General features: G+C 60.5%; 19 protein-coding genes. 6 read left to right on the top strand and 13 right to left on the bottom strand.

Annotation, left to right across the window (positions count from 1 at the left end):
• Nucleotides 1-4: 4 nt before the first annotated feature.
• Together ACXU4B_RS03630 and ACXU4B_RS03625 are read right to left on the bottom strand one after the other, a co-directional pair.
• Nucleotides 5-454, bottom strand: coding sequence for a hypothetical protein (locus ACXU4B_RS03630; RefSeq protein ID WP_131407850.1), 450 nt, complete (start codon nucleotides 452-454; stop codon nucleotides 5-7).
• Between the two features lie 196 nt (nucleotides 455-650).
• Nucleotides 651-1,370: a hypothetical protein gene (locus tag ACXU4B_RS03625; protein WP_131407848.1), complete on the bottom strand. Its 720-nt coding sequence runs from the start codon at nucleotides 1,368-1,370 to the stop codon at nucleotides 651-653.
• An 872-nt stretch (nucleotides 1,371-2,242) separates the two neighbouring features.
• Between ACXU4B_RS03625 and ACXU4B_RS03620 the strand changes: the two genes are divergently transcribed.
• On the top strand, nucleotides 2,243-2,569 hold the full coding sequence (locus tag ACXU4B_RS03620) for a hypothetical protein (RefSeq protein WP_458910836.1): 327 nt from the start codon (nucleotides 2,243-2,245) through the stop codon (nucleotides 2,567-2,569).
• 34 nt (nucleotides 2,570-2,603) lie between these two features.
• On the opposite strand, the gene ACXU4B_RS03615 is transcribed toward ACXU4B_RS03620, so the two are convergent.
• The 10 genes from ACXU4B_RS03615 to ACXU4B_RS03570 all read right to left on the bottom strand — a co-directional run bounded on the left by ACXU4B_RS03615 (nucleotide 2,604) and on the right by ACXU4B_RS03570 (nucleotide 10,558).
• On the bottom strand, nucleotides 2,604-3,044 hold the full coding sequence (locus ACXU4B_RS03615) for a hypothetical protein (protein WP_131407844.1): 441 nt from the start codon (nucleotides 3,042-3,044) through the stop codon (nucleotides 2,604-2,606).
• Between the two features lie 482 nt (nucleotides 3,045-3,526).
• Nucleotides 3,527-3,922, bottom strand: coding sequence for a hypothetical protein (locus ACXU4B_RS03610; RefSeq protein ID WP_131407842.1), 396 nt, complete (start codon nucleotides 3,920-3,922; stop codon nucleotides 3,527-3,529).
• Between the two features lie 113 nt (nucleotides 3,923-4,035).
• A complete protein-coding gene (locus ACXU4B_RS03605) occupies nucleotides 4,036-4,461 on the bottom strand; it encodes a hypothetical protein (RefSeq protein ID WP_131407840.1) in 426 nt (141 codons plus the stop codon).
• Between the two features lie 618 nt (nucleotides 4,462-5,079).
• The gene (locus ACXU4B_RS03600) at nucleotides 5,080-5,403 is read right to left on the bottom strand and encodes a hypothetical protein (protein ID WP_131407838.1); all 324 of its coding nucleotides are present in this window, start codon (nucleotides 5,401-5,403) and stop codon (nucleotides 5,080-5,082) included.
• Nucleotides 5,404-5,730: 327 nt separating this feature from the next.
• Nucleotides 5,731-6,894: a zonular occludens toxin domain-containing protein gene (locus ACXU4B_RS03595; protein WP_131407836.1), complete on the bottom strand. Its 1,164-nt coding sequence runs from the start codon at nucleotides 6,892-6,894 to the stop codon at nucleotides 5,731-5,733.
• 1 nt (nucleotide 6,895) lies between these two features.
• Entirely contained in the window at nucleotides 6,896-7,147 is a 252-nt protein-coding gene (locus tag ACXU4B_RS03590) for a DUF2523 family protein (protein ID WP_165583132.1), read from the bottom strand.
• 29 nt (nucleotides 7,148-7,176) lie between these two features.
• Nucleotides 7,177-8,661 carry a virulence factor TspB C-terminal domain-related protein gene (locus ACXU4B_RS03585; RefSeq protein ID WP_131407832.1) on the bottom strand — a complete coding sequence of 495 codons (1,485 nt, stop codon included), beginning with the start codon at nucleotides 8,659-8,661 and terminating at the stop codon, nucleotides 7,177-7,179.
• A 110-nt stretch (nucleotides 8,662-8,771) separates the two neighbouring features.
• Nucleotides 8,772-8,978, bottom strand: a complete 207-nt coding sequence (locus ACXU4B_RS03580; protein WP_165583131.1) for a major capsid protein — start codon at nucleotides 8,976-8,978, stop codon at nucleotides 8,772-8,774.
• A 208-nt stretch (nucleotides 8,979-9,186) separates the two neighbouring features.
• The gene (locus ACXU4B_RS03575; RefSeq protein WP_131407826.1) at nucleotides 9,187-9,477 is read right to left on the bottom strand and encodes a hypothetical protein; all 291 of its coding nucleotides are present in this window, start codon (nucleotides 9,475-9,477) and stop codon (nucleotides 9,187-9,189) included.
• A gap of 19 nt (nucleotides 9,478-9,496) precedes the next feature.
• Nucleotides 9,497-10,558: a replication initiation factor domain-containing protein gene (locus ACXU4B_RS03570; protein ID WP_131407824.1), complete on the bottom strand. Its 1,062-nt coding sequence runs from the start codon at nucleotides 10,556-10,558 to the stop codon at nucleotides 9,497-9,499.
• A gap of 202 nt (nucleotides 10,559-10,760) precedes the next feature.
• On the opposite strand from ACXU4B_RS03570, the gene ACXU4B_RS03565 reads away from it, so the two are divergent.
• The 5 genes from ACXU4B_RS03565 (at nucleotide 10,761) to ACXU4B_RS03545 (ending at nucleotide 17,260) form a co-directional block, all read left to right on the top strand.
• On the top strand, nucleotides 10,761-11,114 hold the full coding sequence (locus ACXU4B_RS03565; protein WP_131407822.1) for a helix-turn-helix domain-containing protein: 354 nt from the start codon (nucleotides 10,761-10,763) through the stop codon (nucleotides 11,112-11,114).
• Nucleotides 11,115-11,889: 775 nt separating this feature from the next.
• Entirely contained in the window at nucleotides 11,890-13,422 is a 1,533-nt protein-coding gene (locus ACXU4B_RS03560; RefSeq protein ID WP_205746503.1) for an efflux transporter outer membrane subunit, read from the top strand.
• Nucleotides 13,419-15,020 (top strand): MFS transporter, encoded by a 1,602-nt coding sequence (locus ACXU4B_RS03555; protein ID WP_131407820.1) that lies wholly within the window; start codon nucleotides 13,419-13,421, stop codon nucleotides 15,018-15,020. Before ACXU4B_RS03560 ends, ACXU4B_RS03555 begins: the two co-directional genes overlap by 4 nt.
• 28 nt (nucleotides 15,021-15,048) lie before the next feature.
• Entirely contained in the window at nucleotides 15,049-16,044 is a 996-nt protein-coding gene (locus tag ACXU4B_RS03550) for an HlyD family secretion protein (RefSeq protein WP_131407818.1), read from the top strand.
• A gap of 682 nt (nucleotides 16,045-16,726) precedes the next feature.
• Nucleotides 16,727-17,260, top strand: a complete 534-nt coding sequence (locus tag ACXU4B_RS03545) for a lipid A 3-O-deacylase (protein WP_458910835.1) — start codon at nucleotides 16,727-16,729, stop codon at nucleotides 17,258-17,260.
• Nucleotides 17,261-17,411: 151 nt separating this feature from the next.
• Here ACXU4B_RS03545 and ACXU4B_RS03540 read toward each other — a convergent pair whose 3' ends face one another.
• Nucleotides 17,412-18,782, bottom strand: coding sequence for a hypothetical protein (locus ACXU4B_RS03540; protein WP_131407816.1), 1,371 nt, complete (start codon nucleotides 18,780-18,782; stop codon nucleotides 17,412-17,414).
• Nucleotides 18,783-18,906 lie beyond the last annotated feature (124 nt).

Here is an 18,906-nt window from a genome sequence, read left to right as displayed (position 1 = left end):
TTCTCTATTTCCAAACGTGAAAATCGAGGTATGGCGCAAATTTCCTTCTTAAGCCTTCTTTCGCCTCGTTCTCAAACCACGACATTAACTCTATGACGCTGGCATTTTCCTCTGGTGTGGCGGTCTGCCTTTTTTGTTTGTCTTCCAAAAACCACTTGTCAACCGTTTTCTTCTGGGCGAGCCGCATGTATTCGGCGATTTCGTCACCCATGAGGAATTCGGCCTGGGGAATGATGTTCGAAAATTTGCCTTCCCGCGGGTCTTTCGTGCTGTCGGTCGCTTGCTTGGAAAGGTATTGCCATGCGATCTCGAAGATTGCGTATCGCCTTTCGAATAGGTCGAGTTTCAGCTTAGCCTTTGTTGCTCGGTGCTGGACTATGGTGACGATCAGCGCGGACAGCGCGATCAACACCGATGTCCCCGAGATCCAGATTGATATTGCCCCCATGTCCATCGCCGCTCCTGTTTGTTTGGAAACATGCTCTTACAGGGGGTGTAGGGGTGCAACCCCTACGGTGACGCCACTGACGTCGGTGCACGTACAGAACCCGGGCCATTGCAGGCCAGCTGTCTCTATTTGTGCGGCCAGTTTTCATTGCCCGCCCGCCAAGCCCGCTTTTGATTGCGGATTCCGGCAGACGCGCCCACTATTAAATTGGCTTGGGCGCCACGTGCATGGCAACTTCAAGGGAGGCGCGTACGAGTTCCTTGAAGGGCTTCGGAACCACGCTAAAGCCGTCCTCATGCAACGCAGACGGTGAGAGCCCCATGCTAATGGCACGAGGAGCACAGGTTACTTCCTCAATCATCCGCGCACATGTGAGCGTTGCCCGTAGATGGTAAAGCTGGCGTCGCGAAACACCCTCGTAAGGAAGAAGCCTATCGTCCATGAAGCTCCATAGAGCCTTTTCCAATGGCTCAAACTGGCCCAAGAAGTCCCGAACAGGCGCTTCGTCGAAACTGTTCAAGAATGGGCTATGCGCAAACTCATTTCGAATCTTGCGCAACACCTCAAGGTGGCGATAGGTCGAAGGGCGGAGCCATCGAAGGGACGCAGCGATTTTGATCCTGCCACTTGCTGTGCTCAAAGGGCCGAAGCTTTTGAACAGACTGTCCAGCCCACCCGAAATATCCGGATTCATATGCTGTCGCATAAGGGTGGCAAGCTTTTCGTCGATGTAGGAGAACGCCACAACCGCCAGGGCTCTAGGTGACTCGGCAGTAAGACTCTTAAAGAACTCCAGTAGCTCGCCCTCATAGAGTTGCGACTCGCTGATCAATTCTCGAAAGTAGTCGCGCACGGCCCGGAGAGCCCGCTCGACATCCGCGTCCGAAATAGGGCGCACATCTGGCATCGCTTTAATCTCCATTGCTGGGGAAGTCCAGAATAGCGCGGCGAGTTCTATGCGGTGCAACAACAGGCCCCAGCCGCATGGGAAAAGCTGTCGCCGGAATCTGCATTTGATAGGCTTTCCGGTACAGGGAGGGTCTATGACCGGGAAAGATGCGTTCTACTACGCTTTGGCCGCCGCATTGTTCTTGGCTACGGTGCCTATGTATCGCTACATCATCGAGCGCGCAAACGCGCCTTATTCCGAAAGTCAGCCAGTACCAGCACCTCAGCCCGTCGCCGCGGCTCGTACGGACCCGGTGGCACTCCGGCACGGCCCGCATCCAACGGTTGTTGGCCGGGTGGAGTGTCGCAATGGGTTGTTGTACTGGCATGCGGACACGGGTGCGAAGCCGGTGGAGTCGACGCAGCATTTCCCAGAAGCGGCTCGTTGTGAAATTCGAGCTGAGCCTGCTCGCCCTGATAGCTCGCAAGCCACCGAGTGAACGCCCGCAAGGTTTGCGGCGTAATGCTGCTGGATTTGAACGTGGCGCCAGGCGCAATCATTCGATTCTGACGCATTCGCCAGCCGGTCCAGGCGCCTTCGAAATCGTGCGTGTTGGTTAGCTTGTCTTGGAGTAAGGCCGCGATCTCATGTAGTGAGATGACGCGGCCCGTAGGTGTGGTGAACTGCTGGCGATCTTCGTTATAGACCCAGTTCAAGCGGTTGCGGCGACGGGGCATTGACGCTTTCCATGCGCGTGGGACCTCATTGAAGCCAGAGCCATGCCAAGGGCCAGAGCCAAATACAATTGCGCATAATGTATATTATGTCAAATTTGCTAAGGCGCCTTATCAGCCTTGGCAAGCGCCTTGCATCCTGTGGGACCCCGTTCCTGCAGGATGCAGCTCGTGCCGTTTAACTGGACGTTCGATCACCACGCGCAACGATTGCGCGCCCCCTCTGGCCTGACCATCACTGTCCGCGAAATCGCTCAGATGCTCGCGGACGTTCGAGACTGCCGCTACAACTTCCACGGCCCGTGGGCCGGCTGGAAGATGCGTGGCAACAAGCTGATCCCGCCATTCAGTGGCCGCGAAGGCCCCAAGCTCACGCCGCAAAACGCAAAGTTGTTCCTGGCGTGGGTCAACGAGCCGGAGCACGTCTATAGCCCGCTGCCGGCCCGCAAAGGACCGCCGAAGCTCCGGCTCGTGCATTCCCGCGTCAACGACCCCTGACCTTACGTGCAGCCACTCCATGAGCACACGCTTCCTAATCCGTCCACGCGTGTTCGACAACCACGTTGGCAGCCGCCTGCGGCGCAAACATCTGCTCGTATTTGGTCAGCACGGCGTCAAAAGAGTCGTAATTTGGGTTGTTCAACCTGGTGACGTAAACCAGCACGTCAGGCTTGCGCCCAATGGCCTGAAGCGTCTTCAAGACCGTAATTCCCTCGATAAAGACTGAGCGGCCCCTCTTTAGGCGCCCATTAATAATTCGCCGAATTTCGCCCAAGCGATAGTCCACCTCTCCGTTCCCTTTCAAGAAAAGGTCGGACTCAATGAGGCTGGAATTGAAGTGCCATGCCAAGAAACGGCCCATGGACGTTTTGCCTGAAAGGCAGCGACCATCAATAGCGACAAGCTGGCCGGGTGAGCCGAGAATGTTGTACGGAGCCAACTGCCTTGCAGTTGCCGAGAAGTCATGCGCCATGAGGCCTCCACGTGGACGGTTCGTGTAGTCGCATACGACCCTCGCAAGCCTCCGGGCGACCGTCCGAACCTAAAACTTGTACGTACGTCGAACCGTTGACCTCGACAACGGTGCCGCCGATGCACTGCTCACTTGCGCGCAAGGCAAGCCGATCACGTTGACGCGCAGCACGTTCATAAGCCAAACGCGCATTGGCAGACGCTTGACGCTCGTTGTCCGCTTGCTTGGCGCGAGCCTGAGCCTGCCATCCGAGAGGATCAGGGTCCGACGCCGCCTTTTCCACCAGATGCAACGCATACCACTGAGGAAGCACCTCAGCCGCAACAACAAAAACAATCAAGAGTACGAACCCCCCAACCACCTTCATCGCGCCAGTCATAGACCCTCCATGTCCGAGTCAACCTATCAAGAGTGGATTCCGGCGCGCGATTCCCCTGTCTAGGCCGTCCCGAAATGTCCGCTTTGGGTCGGAAGCGGACACGTCACGACGTGCCTTCATCGCCCGACGACTGCCGCTCTTGAATGACGAATACGCCGTAGGTTGCGAAGGCTATCGCTGCCAGCGATAGCCAGTAATGCAACATGGTGGATTGCTGCCATACCGCGAATGACGCGGGCGCGTAGCCGGCTGCAAGAATCACTAGGGAAATGTAGCCGTACACGGGGCGAAAACTGAGCAGCACGACTGTCAGGACGGCCAGCAGTCCACAGACCAACCAAGCTTCGTGAGCGAATGCCCCGCTATTTCGCATCAACTGTATTGCGGGCGTGTCCGGGAAGACATGCCAGGCAAGATCGGCAGCCACAGCTAGTGGCCCAATCGCCATATATCCAACAATCCATTGCGCAAGTCGTTTCGCCTGGTCAGCGCGGGCCATATCAGTCCTTTGCTCCTCAAAAAAGTGAGTACCCCGAGAGTCCGCTATGGGTCGGAAGCGGACATTCAATCTAACCGCGAATGTAGCCTGCCGAAAGCGGACACTCGAATCGACTAGTGCGCCTGCTCGTGGTCGTTAGTCACGCCACCCAGAGCATTCGACGTAAGCTTGTCCAGCTCCTGGTTCCCGCTGGTCCACGGGTTCGCTTGCCTGTACTCCCTGATTGCGGTAATGGCCTTGGCCGTAGAACCAGCCGAATCACGGCCAGCCTTCTTCATACCCGCCAGTTCGGGAATCTCGCCATTCAATCGCCACTCGAGAACACTTCGAGCCCCGTCAATGTTGCCGACGCGCAGCTGATTTAGCGCTGCTACTGTGCCGAGTGCATCGCTTGCCTTTCGTTCGTCGTATTGCGACGAGGCCCACTGATTCCAAGCAATGCCGAACCGCACCGTGTACTCAAACACGACGTAACCGGATAGCAAGCCACCGACTACGGCCCCGGAAACTAACAGACCGATGATCTTCACCCAGCGCATAAGTCCCCTGTCGCCAGTATTCCAAGATTTGTAAGGTCCGCTGTGGGTCGAAAGCGGACCTTGGGTTACGCCCCGCTCGAAGCCAAATATACAAAGTCACCCACCATAAGAAGAAGGGCAACGATTAGCCCGGTTCCCGCCAGTCTGGCCGACCAGAGCAGGACTCTGAGCAACTTCGACTGCCCGTCCATTTCGCCGGCGACGACCCAGGGGAAGAACAACTTCACTCGCATCTGATACGACTTATGGAGGATCAGCCAAGGAGCCGAGTCAGAAGCAAAGAGGGCGCTTACCACGCGACGATCATTGCGCACAGCAAGACGAACCGTGAGGGCGAAAACTATGTGCGCCCAAAAGAACACCGTGGTCGCCATGCCTAGTACGAAAATGGACGCCGGGATCTGATGCATCGGCGTCAGTGCTGCCTGAGCATGCTAATACCCAGTAGCACGAAGCCCACGATCGCCATCATGACGTAAAGAATCGAGCGGATCTGAGCGAGTCGACGCAAATTCTTGGATTGCAATGGAAACAAGTCCCCCCCTCTGAGGAAAGTTCCTCAATTTAGATGATGTCCGCTATGGGTCGGAAGCGGACATAAGAAGTGCATGAATCGATCTACCGAAGTTCATCGGTAACCCTTATCGCTCCGCTCTCCGTAATGACCACAAATTTCCGGCCCGCTGTTCCCGATGTGAACCCCTTGGAGAAGACGATGTATAGGGTACGACCACCCAGTTCTTTGTATCCGGCCTCGTAGGACAGTTGGAAGCCGTTGATGGGAAGGCCCTGGACCTTAGCTAGCTGTGCCGCATCGAGTTCGAACCTCTTCCCAAAAGCCCTAATGCTGAGCGCCAAGATCCCTTTGTCGCCTTGCTTTCCCGTGATCGTCACAGGGCCGGACTCGCCTATTCCATCGGAGGTTAGCTCGAATGAGCTCATTCGAAGGATGCCTTCCTTCGAGGCGTACGCCGAAGTAGACCCAAAAATAAGAGCAAAGATTGAGATAAGGAGGCACAGACTTCTCATGTTTGTCCTCTCACTTGGTTATCCCGGAGTGTCCGCTTTGGGTCGAAAGCGGACATTTGCAGTCTGCCAAGCAACCGCCCTACCCGCAACGACCGCTTAACCGGCAGATACCAAAAGCGGGTTCGCCGGGGTGGCAGTGAGATTCGTCGGATTTGTGCCCGGGCGGGCCATCGAGAGCGCCGCCCTGCGCCCGCGCCGAGGTCAAAGGCGCATCCGTAGGGGTTGCACCCCTACACCCCATCACCGTGCCGACTTAGCGCTGCCCCACGGGTCCGCGTTCCACTGGTGATACTCCGGGGGCGTGTAAGCGGTGGCCGTGCCCCGCTCTTTGTGGGCGGGCGCGCTCGACTCGTCGATGGTGCCCAGATCGTGCCCGGTCGGCGCCTGCGGCTCTCCCGACCGGCCACGATTCCGGGAAGCCTGCTCTTGCGCTGTTTGCAGCCCTTCCACAAAGGGGTTGTACAGGCCGTCCGCAACGATCCTGCGGCAGCGATCCGCCGGAACCGCGTAGCGGGTGCCTTGCTCAGTGTGGCAGGTGCAGCGCCCATCATCGACGGCCACGCAGAAGAGGTTAGGCACGGCCTTCACTTGCAAATGGTCAAACATCGGCGCCGACCACGGCAGGCCATCGACACGCGGGCGCATCCACTTCGCGAAGTCCTCCCGACGCAACTGCTCGCCCGGGTCGGGCTGCTCGCGAGTCACGGGGGCCTTGCCGGGCTCAGCTATGGCCGTCTTGCCCTGAATCGACTCCATGTTGCGGGCCTGCGCGCGCTTGATAAGCGCCGGCACGGCGACGACCGACGCAATGCCTGTGACCACCAGCGCCGCGAGGTAGTAAACCTTGCGAGGAATGCGCGGCTTGCGGGTGTGTAGTTGGCTGGACTTGTAGAGCTCGAACACCTCTTTCGGCAGCGTGCCGATGTCCTCAACGGACGCCTTCTGTGCGCTGCCCTTTTCCGGGTCGTCCATGCAACGCCCCCAGGTATATCGTGAGATGACCGACGTGCCGAACTTGCAGACCGTGTGCACATGCTGATCGACCAGACGGCGCACAAAGGCACTCATGTTGGCCGGATGCTGGGTCGTGAGCAGAAACGTCATACCGTAGTGGCGCACCTTCGCAATGCGCTGGACCCACGCCGAGGGGTTACCCCGGTCCTTGGGCATCAAGTGCTCTTCTTGGCACTCGTCGATGGCGATGATCGACCCGGGCGGGAACTCTTCCCACCACCGCTCTAGCTGCGCCTGCGTCGCAGGAATTGCGACGCCATCGGCCAGCCCGTTGATCCCCATGTAGTAGCGCGGGCGATGGGCCTCGTCGCGAGACAGGCGCACCAGCTCGTTGACAAGCTGCGCGGTTTTGCCCGCGCCCGGCAGACCGGTGAAGAGTTTGACGAACATCTCAGCTAGCCCTCTTCACGAAGAACGCCTTAGACGCGCTCACGGCGTTGCGCCCGATCCATGCCGACAGAACAATCGTCACGGCCACGTCGATACCCAGAAAGCCGATGTACTGCGCCAGATCCCCGGCCGCACCGAAGCGCGCCTGTATCTGCGCCTTCACTGGCGCGACGACAGCCGCGTATGTGGCAATGCCCACCCCTGCCCCTACCAGCGCACGAATTAGCATCTCCCCGCCCACCGTCAGGAGCATGCGACCGATCCAAGCGACAACGACTGGCATTAGCCCACGCCTCCCGCGGTGATTTTGGCCGCAGCGAACAGCGCGAACGCAATGATGATTGCGCGCAGCCACCCACCTAATTCGCAGCCGTTAGAGAACTTGATATCGAACGCGCGCCCGCCGGGAAGCGGGACGCTCATGTCATGCAGCGGGCACGCCGAACTAAAACCGAGGCCCGCCATGTCGTAGTTGCCCTGATTCGCTGCGTCGGCGGACGAGTTGCCGGTGGACGTCCCGCTCTGCCATGCCATGCTGCTGTTCGGGCTTTGCGTTGGCGTGGGGTCAGCTCCCTGAGGGCCCGTGCCGTCGCCCGCCAGACTCTTGTACAAGTCATCCGCGCTTTTCTTGGCGCTGCACATCGTGTTCCATTGCTCTTGAGCAATGCCGCACATCACTGCATCGCCCTGGCAAGCCGGCGGCGCGTTGCAGTCACTACCACCGTTGAACGAGTCACCGTTACCCGTGCTCGAAGAACTGGCTGGCCCACTCTGTCCGTTCAACGTAGACGACGAGCCGCCCTTGGTGGCTGAAACGGAGCCGGGCTTCGCACCATTCGTGGTCGGCGCGCCGCTGCTGAATACGTTGACGATGGTCGAACCCACGGCACCCGTCTGCACGTTGCCGGTTGTGTATTTGTCGGAACTCTTGATCTGGGTCGCCGGGTCCGTGATGGTTGAATTCGGCTGACCCACGGGCGAGGGCGCCGTAGGCGTGCCCGCGCAGACCGTCGCACCGCCACCCGAGGAGCACCCGCCCGCCGGCGTTGTAGCCGTCGACAGCGGAACGCATACCTGCGCACCCCCAGCCACCGCGCACGCCTGGTTCGTCCCCTTGTCGACGCAACTACCGCCGCCGCAAATCTGCGGTGCGTCGGACTGCGAAGACGGCTGCGGATTCATCGCGCCGCCCGTCGAATCGTTGTAGTTACTGCTACCTGCAACCGGCGTCGTTGACTGCGCGCCAGTCGGGTTACCGGTGTAGGTCTCCGACGCCTTCACCCAAAAGTTGCCGTTCGCGTCGCCCAACTCTTGCGCGTCCGAGTACGAGATGTTGAACGGGCATTGCACCTTCGCGCCCGTGATCGGGTCCAGCGTCCACGTCGCGCCCGCCGCTGGACGTGCCTGTCCCTGCTTGAAGCTCACATAGACTGGCACGAGAGGGGCCAGCGATGAGCAGGGATTGCTCGGCGGTGTGCTCGTGTCCCACTTGTACGTCCTGCCGGCGCCGCAGCAATGCCCCGTGATGCCATAGAAACCAACCGGCTGCGTCACAACGGAGTTGTTCCACAGAATGCACGAGGAATCGCCAGCGTTGCCCGAGTTCTGCGCAACAAACGCATTCCACTCAGCAATGCATCCCGCCTGCGCCGCCGCAGGCGTCGCATACGTTGTGGCCTCACTGCGTGGGGCAAACAACGAGAGCGCCAAAACGACGAGCAATGACGCAACGACGCGCATCACTCGTCCCGGGAAAAGAGAATCCATCCTGCCCCCAGTAGAGCCAGCATCACGTAATAGCCTGAAACGTCCATAGCGGTTCCTCCGTAGTGGGAAAGGGGCGGTGTGCACCCCGCCCTCCCCTCAAGAGCGGAGGATCAGCCCGCCGCCTTGATCCACTTGTAGAGCTTGATGCCGAAATGCATCGACAGCACCGCCACACCGATGGCAGCAGCAGCCGTACCGGCGTCGGTCACGACCTGGACGATTGCGGACGTATCCGGAGCGGCGGCGTTCGCGGCCAGCGGAGCCAGAGCAGCGGTGAGCAGAGCGACAGTGGCCTTCAGCTTGTTTGCAACGTTCATGGTTTCAGTCTCCGGCCCGCCGCATCGTTTTGAAACCATAAGCCACCGCCCAGCAGGCCAGAATTGCGATGGATATGGCGATGCCGGAAGTGGCATCTAATTCAGGGAAAAAGGACTGTTGCTGTACCCAGTACGGGTGCGCGCACACGCCAGTCGTCGCGTCAACGTCTGCGGAGTCACAGCCTTGGACGACTGGCGTGCCCATGCGTTACGCCGCAGCGCGCGCGGCGGGCTTGATCAGGACGAACTCGCGCCCGATCTGCAAACGCCCGTCGCGGTCCAGATAAAGGCCCGTGGCCTTCACCTCGTAGTCGCCAGGCGGCAGGAAGTTGCCGGCCTTGTCCGGGTCGAAGTACTGGTCAAACTCCTCCACCCTGCCCTCGCCCTTGACGATGCCGCAGGTCTGAAAGCCGACCCGCGTGCCGGGCTTCTTCTTGCTGTCGGACACGCGAGTTTCGTTGTACGCGCGCAAGACGGTGTGGTTGCTGTTGCTGGACATGTGCGTCTCCTGTGGACGTCTAAGCGGGAATGCGCAAAGGGTGCGCGTCGGGTGCAACGGCCATGCCGAATGGGTTATCCGTCAGCCACGCCGGCACGGTCGGGCGCGTGAGCTGACTTGCAACGAGGTCACCGAGGTCGGCGGCATCGTCAGCAATCTGGGTAAGGAAGTTCAGCAAACCGCCGTACTGGCGTTTGCAATGGCGCATCGCGGAAACGAGGTTGGCTTTCGTGCGAATCACGGCTGTCTGGATGCGCGACATAACAGCACTGACCCACGAGAGAGGGGGGTACTTGCCGACGAGGTACTCGGCCGGCGACGTGAGCACGTCCAAGGGGATCGTGTGACCTTTGCGGTGATAGAACCGCCCTTCCCAGCGGACCCACTCCGCGAACTCTTCGCCATCGCGGTAGCCCTGCTCCCTGCCCTTCTCGTAGACGACCAACTGGCTGCGCCCGGTGGGCTTGCCGATGTACAGCGTGCGTCCGCTTCCATCGTTCCAGCCCTGCTCATTGGCGGCCGGTGGGCGCCCCTGAGTGACGAACTCGCCGGCGTCGTACAACTCGCGAGCCAGCGCGAGCCCGCGCTCGCCCTTGTAGTCGTCGTGGGCAATATCGACGCGGGTGATCTTGGCCTCCACCGTCTCCAGAAGCAGGCGGACGTTTGACCACGCCGCGTCGTGGTCAAAGTTCGCCTCAACGCGGGCGCAGCCTGCGCCCGTCAATTCGATGGAGACGGTTCCGCGCTGGTTTTCGCCACCCCAGCAAATGTCGCCGCAGGCCGCCCCGTCCGGCGTGATCAGCTGGAAGTGGTGTGCGTAGCCACGGCGGCCGCCCTTCATGTCCTGCTCAACGGCGATGCCGGAGCCAGGTGCAAGCGTGTGCGCGAACTGCACCGCCCGGTGGTGCATTTCCTCGGGCTCGAAGGCATCGCCAAAGACCGGGGTACCCGGTACGGTCACCCGCAGAAAGTCGATATTGGCCGAGCACAGAGCCCGCTTTGTTGGATGGCGAGGTTTTCGGGCGTTCAGGGACTTTGATCCCCTGTTAGCCGACGGGATCAGCCCGGCGTCGCGGGTCATGCGCGGACGCCCTCAAGCGTTGCCGCCGTGCGGCGGCCGAGTTCCCGAAACCCGCGAACGAGGTAGCCGAGCCAGAACACGGCTACGGCGAAGCAGGAAGCACCCAGAACGGTCATTTGCGGCCCCTTGTCGATGTCCCGTATCACGGGACAGTGGGCGCATGTATAGTGGTCCGGGACACCACTGTCAATAGGTACGGGACATGACCGCCACACTAACGCTGCTGGACAAGTACAAGGTCGCTAGCTCGATCACGTCCGACAACGCCTGCGCGGTATCGCTAGGCGTCTCGCGACAGGCTGTCAGTAAGTGGCGGAACGGGGAAAATCACCCTGACGCGGACATCATCGAGATCATGTGCACCGCCACGGGCGAGTCGCTGGCCCACTGGTTGCCGTTGATCGAAGCAGACCGTGCCAGGAGCCCTGCTGTGCGCAAGGTGTGGCTTCGACTTGCGCAGGCGGCTGCTGTGATTGCGCTGACGGTCGGCCTAGTGCCGGCACATGCCGAGGCCCTTTCTTCGGGCCATAAAACTGGCCATGTGTATATTATGTAAAATACGCTAAGTCACTTCTTCAGCCTTGGCAGGCCTGGCGTCGGTCGTCCACCCGCGCTGTCGCGTTCCGGCAACCGGCTCGGGATCACGACTCTTGGCCTTCGACTGCCCGGACGCAACCGGCTGAGGCTTGGCTGGTGCTTTTCCAGCCCCGCGATCAGGCCCATGTGACGCGTTACTTCGTTCTCGCCGCAGACGCTGCAATGGCGCATGCCGGCGGCTCGAGTAGAGACATTGTTGTGCAGGGATCAACGTTGTGATGCATCCAGCGGTGGTACCGCAACGCATGAACGCTGACTAGCATCGCTCTTGACACGTCATTCGTGGGCATCGGGCCAATCGCTGGATCCCTCAAGCATCCAGCGATGCAACCACAGAACCCATGGATCTCGCTGACAGCCCCTTATTGATGTCATTCCTCGCGGGCGAACGTGAGAACCCACACCGTGATCTCTATTGGTCAGGAGATAGCCATCATGTCGTCGAACTCCTCTCCCGGCTTCCAGCGCATCATTTCATTTTTGATTGCCGCAAGCATCTTTGCCCTCGTGCTATTCGTGACCCGGGCGTACGCGGAGGAAAGCGTCGTCGCCAGTGATCGAACGAAAATGGTCTTGCATTCTGATCGCATACTCCTTTGTTCTGGCGTGGCTACTTTTCGAAATCCACACCAAACGCGCCGCCGCCTTCGATACCCGGCTTCGCACTGAACCATGTCCGTGATGGTGGTGCCGAGCCCGCGCGACAGGCACAGCGACGTCGCCGGATTCAATTTTTGGACGACTTCCTGGCCATGCGCATCACCGTGCAAGGACTTCTCATGAATCTTGCCATTCGACGCCGAAACCTTGTGCCTGCCATTTGCCTGACGCCCGCGTTTGCCCTGGCTCTCGCCGGCTGCATGAGATCGTCAGACTTTCGTCCACCAACGCTCGCAGCGCCGGTCGCGGCCGAGCAGGTGCGCAGAGCCATGGTGGCGAGGTCGCCTGCGTTGACTGAGGAGGCCCTGCCCTCCGCATGGTGGCAACTGTTCGGCGATGCAGCGCTGACAAATCTGGAAGCTGAAGCTTCCGCGTCCAATCTGGATCTCCAGGCCGCCGCCGCGCGCGTTGACGAGAGCCGTGCGCAGCTTGGGCTGGCCAACGCGTCACGGCAGCCGCAGGTTGCCGCAGACGCCAGCTATATGCGCGCCGGAATCAGTCAACATTCGCCAATGGCTGTGGTCGGCGCCCCCACCAGCGCCTCCAATACGTGGGCGCTTGGCTTGGAGGCAAGTTGGGAGCTGGATCTGTGGGGCCACCTGCGTCACCTGAGCGAATCGGCAGATGCCAACCTGCAAGCCAGTGCTTTCGGTATGGCGTCGGTCAAGGTCTCCGTTGCGGGCGACGTGGCGCGTACCTACCTGTTACTCCGTGGTACGCAAACGCAGATCACCATTACTGAGGAGAATCGCCAAATCGCCGAACACCTGGTGCAGTTGGCCGATAGCCGACTGCAGAACGGCGTGGCGACTCGCTTCGATGTAGCATCGTCGCGCGCCGATGTCGCCAGCATCGAGGCACGCCTGTCGCAACTCCACCAGCAGCGCGACGCTTTGATGAACGCGCTGGCGCTACTTCTGGGCCGACCGCCACGGGAATTGGATGCGCAGCTGAGCAGCGCCTCCCTGCCCTCCATGCCGCAGCATTTGCCCATTGGCGTGCCTTCTGAACTGGCCCACGATCGCCCGGATATCCTTCAAGCCGAAGCTCGCTTGCGCGCGGCGGTCGCCGACATCGGCGCGGCCAAAGCGGATTTCTATCCCCGTATCAGCCTGACGGGAAATCTCGGCGTGCAGGCGTTCGACCGGACCGACCTGGGGAGCTGGAGCTCGCGGCAGTTTGCCTTCGGTCCGATACTCTATCTACCGATCTTTCAGGGCGGGCGACTCGAGCGCAATCTGGAGTTGAGCGAGGCTCGGCATCGCCTCGCAGGCATCGCCTATCAGCAGACAGTGCTGAAGGCGTGGCACGAGGTTGACGATGCACTCAATGCTTATTCCACTGAGCTCAAGCGGCACGAGCAACTTCAAGAGGCACTGACGCAGAACCAGACCGCGCTCGATGTCGCGCAGCGCGGATACCAGCAAGGCACAGCGGACTTCACTTCGGTCCTGGTGGCAAGGCGCTCACTGCTTGCCAGCCAGGGCGAGCTGGTCGATTGCGCTACCGCGTCCGCGTTGTCGGTCGTGTCACTTTATCGAGCATTGGGTGGCGGCTGGTCGCCTGAGTTGCTTGGAGCGTCGACGGTTGAACGGAGTCGCTCGTGACCGACTCCGCGTTCGCTGAAGCCGCGGCACAAGGCAGCCTTCCGTCAGCCGCGCCATCCGGTCCCGTGCTTGGTTTCCGCCTGGCCAGCGGCCTGCTTGGCGTGTTGTTGGCAGCCATGGTGGCTGGACTGAACAGTCGCGTCCCCGGGTTAGTCCTGGCTGACTTGCAAGGCGCCCTGGGGTTTGCTCACGACGATGGCTCCTGGCTAAGTACCGCCTACGCTGTCGGCGAACTCGTGGCCATGCCCTTTGCGTCCTGGTTCGCCGCCACCTTTTCGCTGCGGCGCTTCCACCTGGCCATGTTGTCAGGGGCACTGGCGCTGGCGGCGCTCATGCCATACGTGCGCGAACTACATCTGCTGCTGCTTCTGCGTGCGCTCCAGGGCCTGTTCTCCGGCGCGCTGATTCCATTGCTGATGATGTGCGCGCTGCGCTTCCTTCCTATGTCGCTCCGATTGCACGGCTTGGCGCTGTACGCGTTGACCTCGACCTTCTCGCCAAATGTCGCGCTGTGGCTGGCGACGCTGGCCATGGATCGGTTGGCCGATTGGCGCTGGGCCTACTGGCACGTGATTCCCATCGGCATAGTGGCGATGGCACTGGTGGCCTGGGGCCTGCCGAAGATGCCCGCGGCGTTACCACGCTTGAAGGAGGCTGATTGGGTTGGTCTGGTGCTCGGCGTTCCTGGCTTGGCGTTGCTCGTCGTGGGACTGGACCAGGGCGTGCGCCTGGACTGGTTCCATTCACCGACTATCACCGCGGCGTTGCTCGTGGGAACCATCCTCACCGCGTTGTTCATGGCATGCGAATGGCGACACCCTGCACCATTCATCAAGCTGCAAATGCTTCAGCGCCGCAATCTGGGGCTGGGTCTCAGCGTGTTCGTCCTGCTGCTGCTCATCGGCGCCACCGCTGTCACCTTGCCCGCCAACGTACTGGGGCAGTTGCAGGGCTTTCGCATGGAGCAAAGCGCGACCATCGGCCTGATTGTCGGGCTGCCACAGCTGGTGCTGGGCTCGTGCGTGGCGGCGCTGCTCTATCAGCGATGGATCGACGCCCGCCACATCTTTGCTGCGGGCCTCGCCTTCCTCGCGACTGCTTGCTGGTCGGGAAGCCTGATCACCAGCGAATGGATGGTGGCGCAATTCGTTGGCCCGGAGGTCCTGTACATGCTCGGATTGCCGATGACGATCGTTCCCCTGCTCTTCCTGATCACCAGCGTCGTGCAACCGCCGGAAGGCCCGTATGTGTCCGGCATCGTCAACCTGTTCCGCGCGCTCAGCGCCACGCTTGGCGCCGCCATGGTCGGTCAACTTTCGGCCGTGCGTAACCGCTTTCACGCCGAAATGCTACTTGACCAGGCAGGCCGTTTGGCCGCCCGACTGCCTTGGGACGACCCGCGCTGGGCGTCCGTGGGGGCCACCATCGCGCAGCAAGCCGGCGTGCTGGCCACAGCCGATGTCTATCGCGCTTTCGGGCTACTGGCCGCGTTGTTGATTCCCGTCGTTCTGAACCTCCAGTACATCCCGGCACCCATGACGGCCACCACTCCAACCACTGCGCCTTCCGCCGCTCCTTCGGCAAGCGCAGCCTCCTGAACGCCTGTTTCCCAGGATGCGGTATCCCATGCCTACGAACACTCGCTTTCGCATCATGGTCGGCGTTATCGCCGCACTCGCGCTCATAGGCGCTTTCATGATTTTGAACCACTCCGAATCGACCGCATCCGAGCAAGGCACCGATGACGCTTACGTGCAGGCCGACTTCACCGTCATCGCCCCCCAAGTGGCCGGCGTCATCAGCCGTCTGGCGGTGGAAGATAACCAGGAAGTCCAGGCCGGCGCGCCTCTGGTGAACATCGACGAACGCGATCTACGTATTGCTACCGATAATGCGAAGGCAACCGCAGACAGCCTGCAGGGTCAGCTCGATCAACAGCAAAGCCTGATTGCGGAAGCTCGCGCAACCGTCGCAGCCTCCGGTGCCAACCTGAAGCTCGCGGAGGCGAATCGGAACCGCTTCGCCAACCTCGCTCGTGACGGCTCCGGCACCATCCAGGCCCGCCAACAGGCGGATGCCGCATGGGACATCCAGCAGGCCACGCTGGAACGCGACCGTGCAGGACTGCGGGCGGCCGAGCAGCAAGTAGCTATTCTGCAGGCCAACCTGGACAAGGCCAGGGCCGCCAAAGCTGATGCAGATCTGAAGTTGTCCTATGCAACGATCGTTGCGCCGGTCAGCGGCTTCGTGGCCCAGCGCAAGGCTCGTGTCGGTGCATACACTCGTGTAGGCGAGCCACTACTGACCCTGGTGCCGCTCGATGCTGTCTATGTCGAGGCGAATTTCCGTGAAACGCAGCTTGCCCGCATGCGGGTCGGCCAGCCCGTGGACATCACCGTCGATGCCTTGCCAGATGCGCACCTCAAGGGATCGGTGGAAAGCCTGGGTCCGGCCAGCGGCGTCAGCTTCTCTGCCGTGCCGGCCCATAACGCCACCGGGAACTTCACCAAGATTGTGCAGCGCCTACCCGTGCGTATTCGTCTGGACCCGAACCAGGATGACATCCGCCGGCTGCGCGTAGGCATGTCGGTCCGTCCACGGATCAGCATTGACCCGAGCTGATGCGCGGTCCCCCTGAGCCACCTCGGTGTAGCCAGGATCCCTGTGCCTGTTGAAAAGCGGGATAGTCGACCTTTAAGTCGCGCGAGTCGCCGACTACCAGGTGACGCCGAGCTTGCGCCATGGCCAGTCAGTGACATGCCTTGATCCGCGCGCAAGCAACGATCGTTGGCAGTGCCTGCGCGGTCAGGACAGGCAGCATCTACCGACGCGCATCCGCTTCTTCATTGACCATCTCACCGAAATCCTCGGCCCGAATCAGGGCCATGACGAGCATGCAGAGCCGCCGCGTTCGCTCGATTGATGTCCTACAGGCAACACGCTGCGCACGCTTCGACGCCTACCGCCCGACTCTTGCCGCCCCTAGCATGGTGACGGACTCAGAAGCACACATCGACCAACTTGCAGAGATAGAAGACCTCAGCGTCGCGCATGCGTCCCACCGGCGGTCCGCCATATCGGGGCTTTCATCCTACGTTTCGGTATTGCGTTGTCCACGACATCGTGGCCGGGCCATCTCCGTGATCTCCCATCGGTTGCTCCAGGGATTGATCGAATTCAAGGGTGCTTCCGGGCGAAACCTGCCCCACCTGCTCAGGTCAGGCAAGCCTTCGACGCGTCCGCGACGAGCGCCGGGCGCGATACCGCGAACCTGGCGTCACTTCCTACAACATGTGGTTTCACGATGCGTATATATCCCTTTGCCAGTTGTATGGCTTCTGCACTCATTTCGTTCGTTCCGGCTCTTCCCGTCATGGCGGCCCGCTTCGAGTTGCAGGGCGGCATCAGTTACATGGGCAATCCTTCCAACGGCTACGACACGCCCGCTGCGTTCGGGGAACTCATCTTCGACCCACATCCGATCGGTAGCAGCAAGTTCACCTGGTCGGCAGATGTAACAGCCGGATGGATCGGTAGTCGCAACAACCGGGAGTTCACTACCGGCCGCTACACTACGCAGGACGACATCTGGCTGGTCGGCGGTGGCGCGCGCATTCACTACGGCTTTGCCAACGCATGGTGCCGACAACTCTTCCTGAGCTTCCAGCCGGCTGTGCAGAGTGGGCGCACGCAAGCGCTGAGCAGCCCCTATGAGTTCATTACGACGGTGGGTTACGAAGGCAGCCACTGGAGCCTTGGCATTCGCCATATTTCCGACGGTGGCATGCATAAGCCGAATCGTGGCGAGACAATGATCCTGGCAGGTGTCGCATTCTGATTTGTCGCCAACCAGTTGAATGACAGAGAGTGTCGCTACCTGTGTTGATCCGCTGCGTATTGGCAGAGCAGCCTTCCTCTGCACCGATGTCTGGTACGCCACCGATTCCGTAGACATCGGATGATGTCTACAGAGGATGGGGATGATCCATCTACTTGGCTGGAATCAGCACAATCGCATGCAAGTCACCATTCGGAAGCTGTGCCAAGCCTCCAATTTCTCCGCGATCATTGATGTATGCAACTCCGATCACCGTCAGTGCTTGTCCAGGAAGAATGAGATCGTTGAGGTCAACCATCGGCCGGCCATTTTCGGAGATGAAGGAGTGACCATCGCCGCCACCCGGGCATGCACCTGTGTCCCCGATGACCTGATTGAGCTCATTGATGCCGAATGCCGTACTGTTTTGGCACGGAGGCAATGAGCCGAGATCGATCATGGCGCCGCGCTTCCAGTAAAAGGCATGGTGGTGTGTATTCGTTGGCGAAAAGTCCGCTCGACCCACCACGTTACCTTGCCTGTTCATGGCAAACGCCTCGGAGTTTGCTCCGCCCAGCGTGCCAAGATCCTTCATGATTCCGTGACTCCAGCGAAAGGCGTGCCAACTGGTATCGCCCACCATCATCGAGGTTCCGGCAACATCGCCATCGCCATTAAGCACCACGCCACCGGAAGTGTCCGAGCCACCAGGGATGTACAGCGGCCCAGGATACGCCTGCGTTCCGCCCAGACTTCCAAGGTCCTGCATCTTCCCGTGATCCCAGAGAAACGGGTGAATCGTGGGTACACCGGTTACCGGGTTTGGAGTCGCATCGGTATATGAAAATCCGGTCACCTGACCACGCTGGTTGATCGTGACTGCAGCGGCGTCGTTTCCACCCAGGGTACCCAGATCAAACATGACGCCGTTTTGCCACAGGAACGCACGTGCCTGCGTCGCTGCGGGCAGGAAAGTCATGGTCTGGGCGAAATCGTCCGGTTTGGCATTGAGGGCCACGCCGACGACCTGACCGAGACCATTGACCGAAAACGCCTGACTGGCATTGCCACCCAGGGTGCCAAGATCCACGCTCTTTTGCCCGGCCCAGAGCACAGCCCTCACCTGCGCAAATCCTGTCAGCGGATCAATCGATCCATTTTCAGCCAGGCCCGCAATGAGGCCGCTGTCGTCGATCCAGGTCGGGATGCTGGCGCTGCGCTTTGCATCGATGCCGGCCGGTACTCCCAGATCAGTGACCTTGCCATCCCTCCAGCGCACGGCATGCACGACCGGCCCACCGTTGGTAACCCCGTTCTGCCCGAACGGGGTGGGGTAAGTTGTTTCGGCTTGTGCAATGGCATCCCCCCGAATACTCACCATTTCGGAAGGGCCGGTCTGTATGCTGTTCGCACCACCCAGCGTGCCTATGTCCACCAGCCGATACCTTGTAGACTGCCCTAGCGCTTGCATGGGCAATATCGTTGCCAGCAACAAGATGCCTGCAACGGTGTGCGCCAGTGGGTTGGGCTTGATCAAAAGCATGGTGGTTCTCCGTCTGTGCCTGCAGACAATGGGAGAAGTAACTTGGCCCTCATTCCAGATAACAGGAAAACCCCCACGAGCCCGGCCACGCCCCGCGAGGGCGATGGGAAGCGTGGCGGACCCA

The organism is Dyella soli (assembly GCF_054482295.1).
Note: the sequence above shows the minus strand (reverse complement) of the source record. Positions and strands in the feature narration are given on the sequence as shown.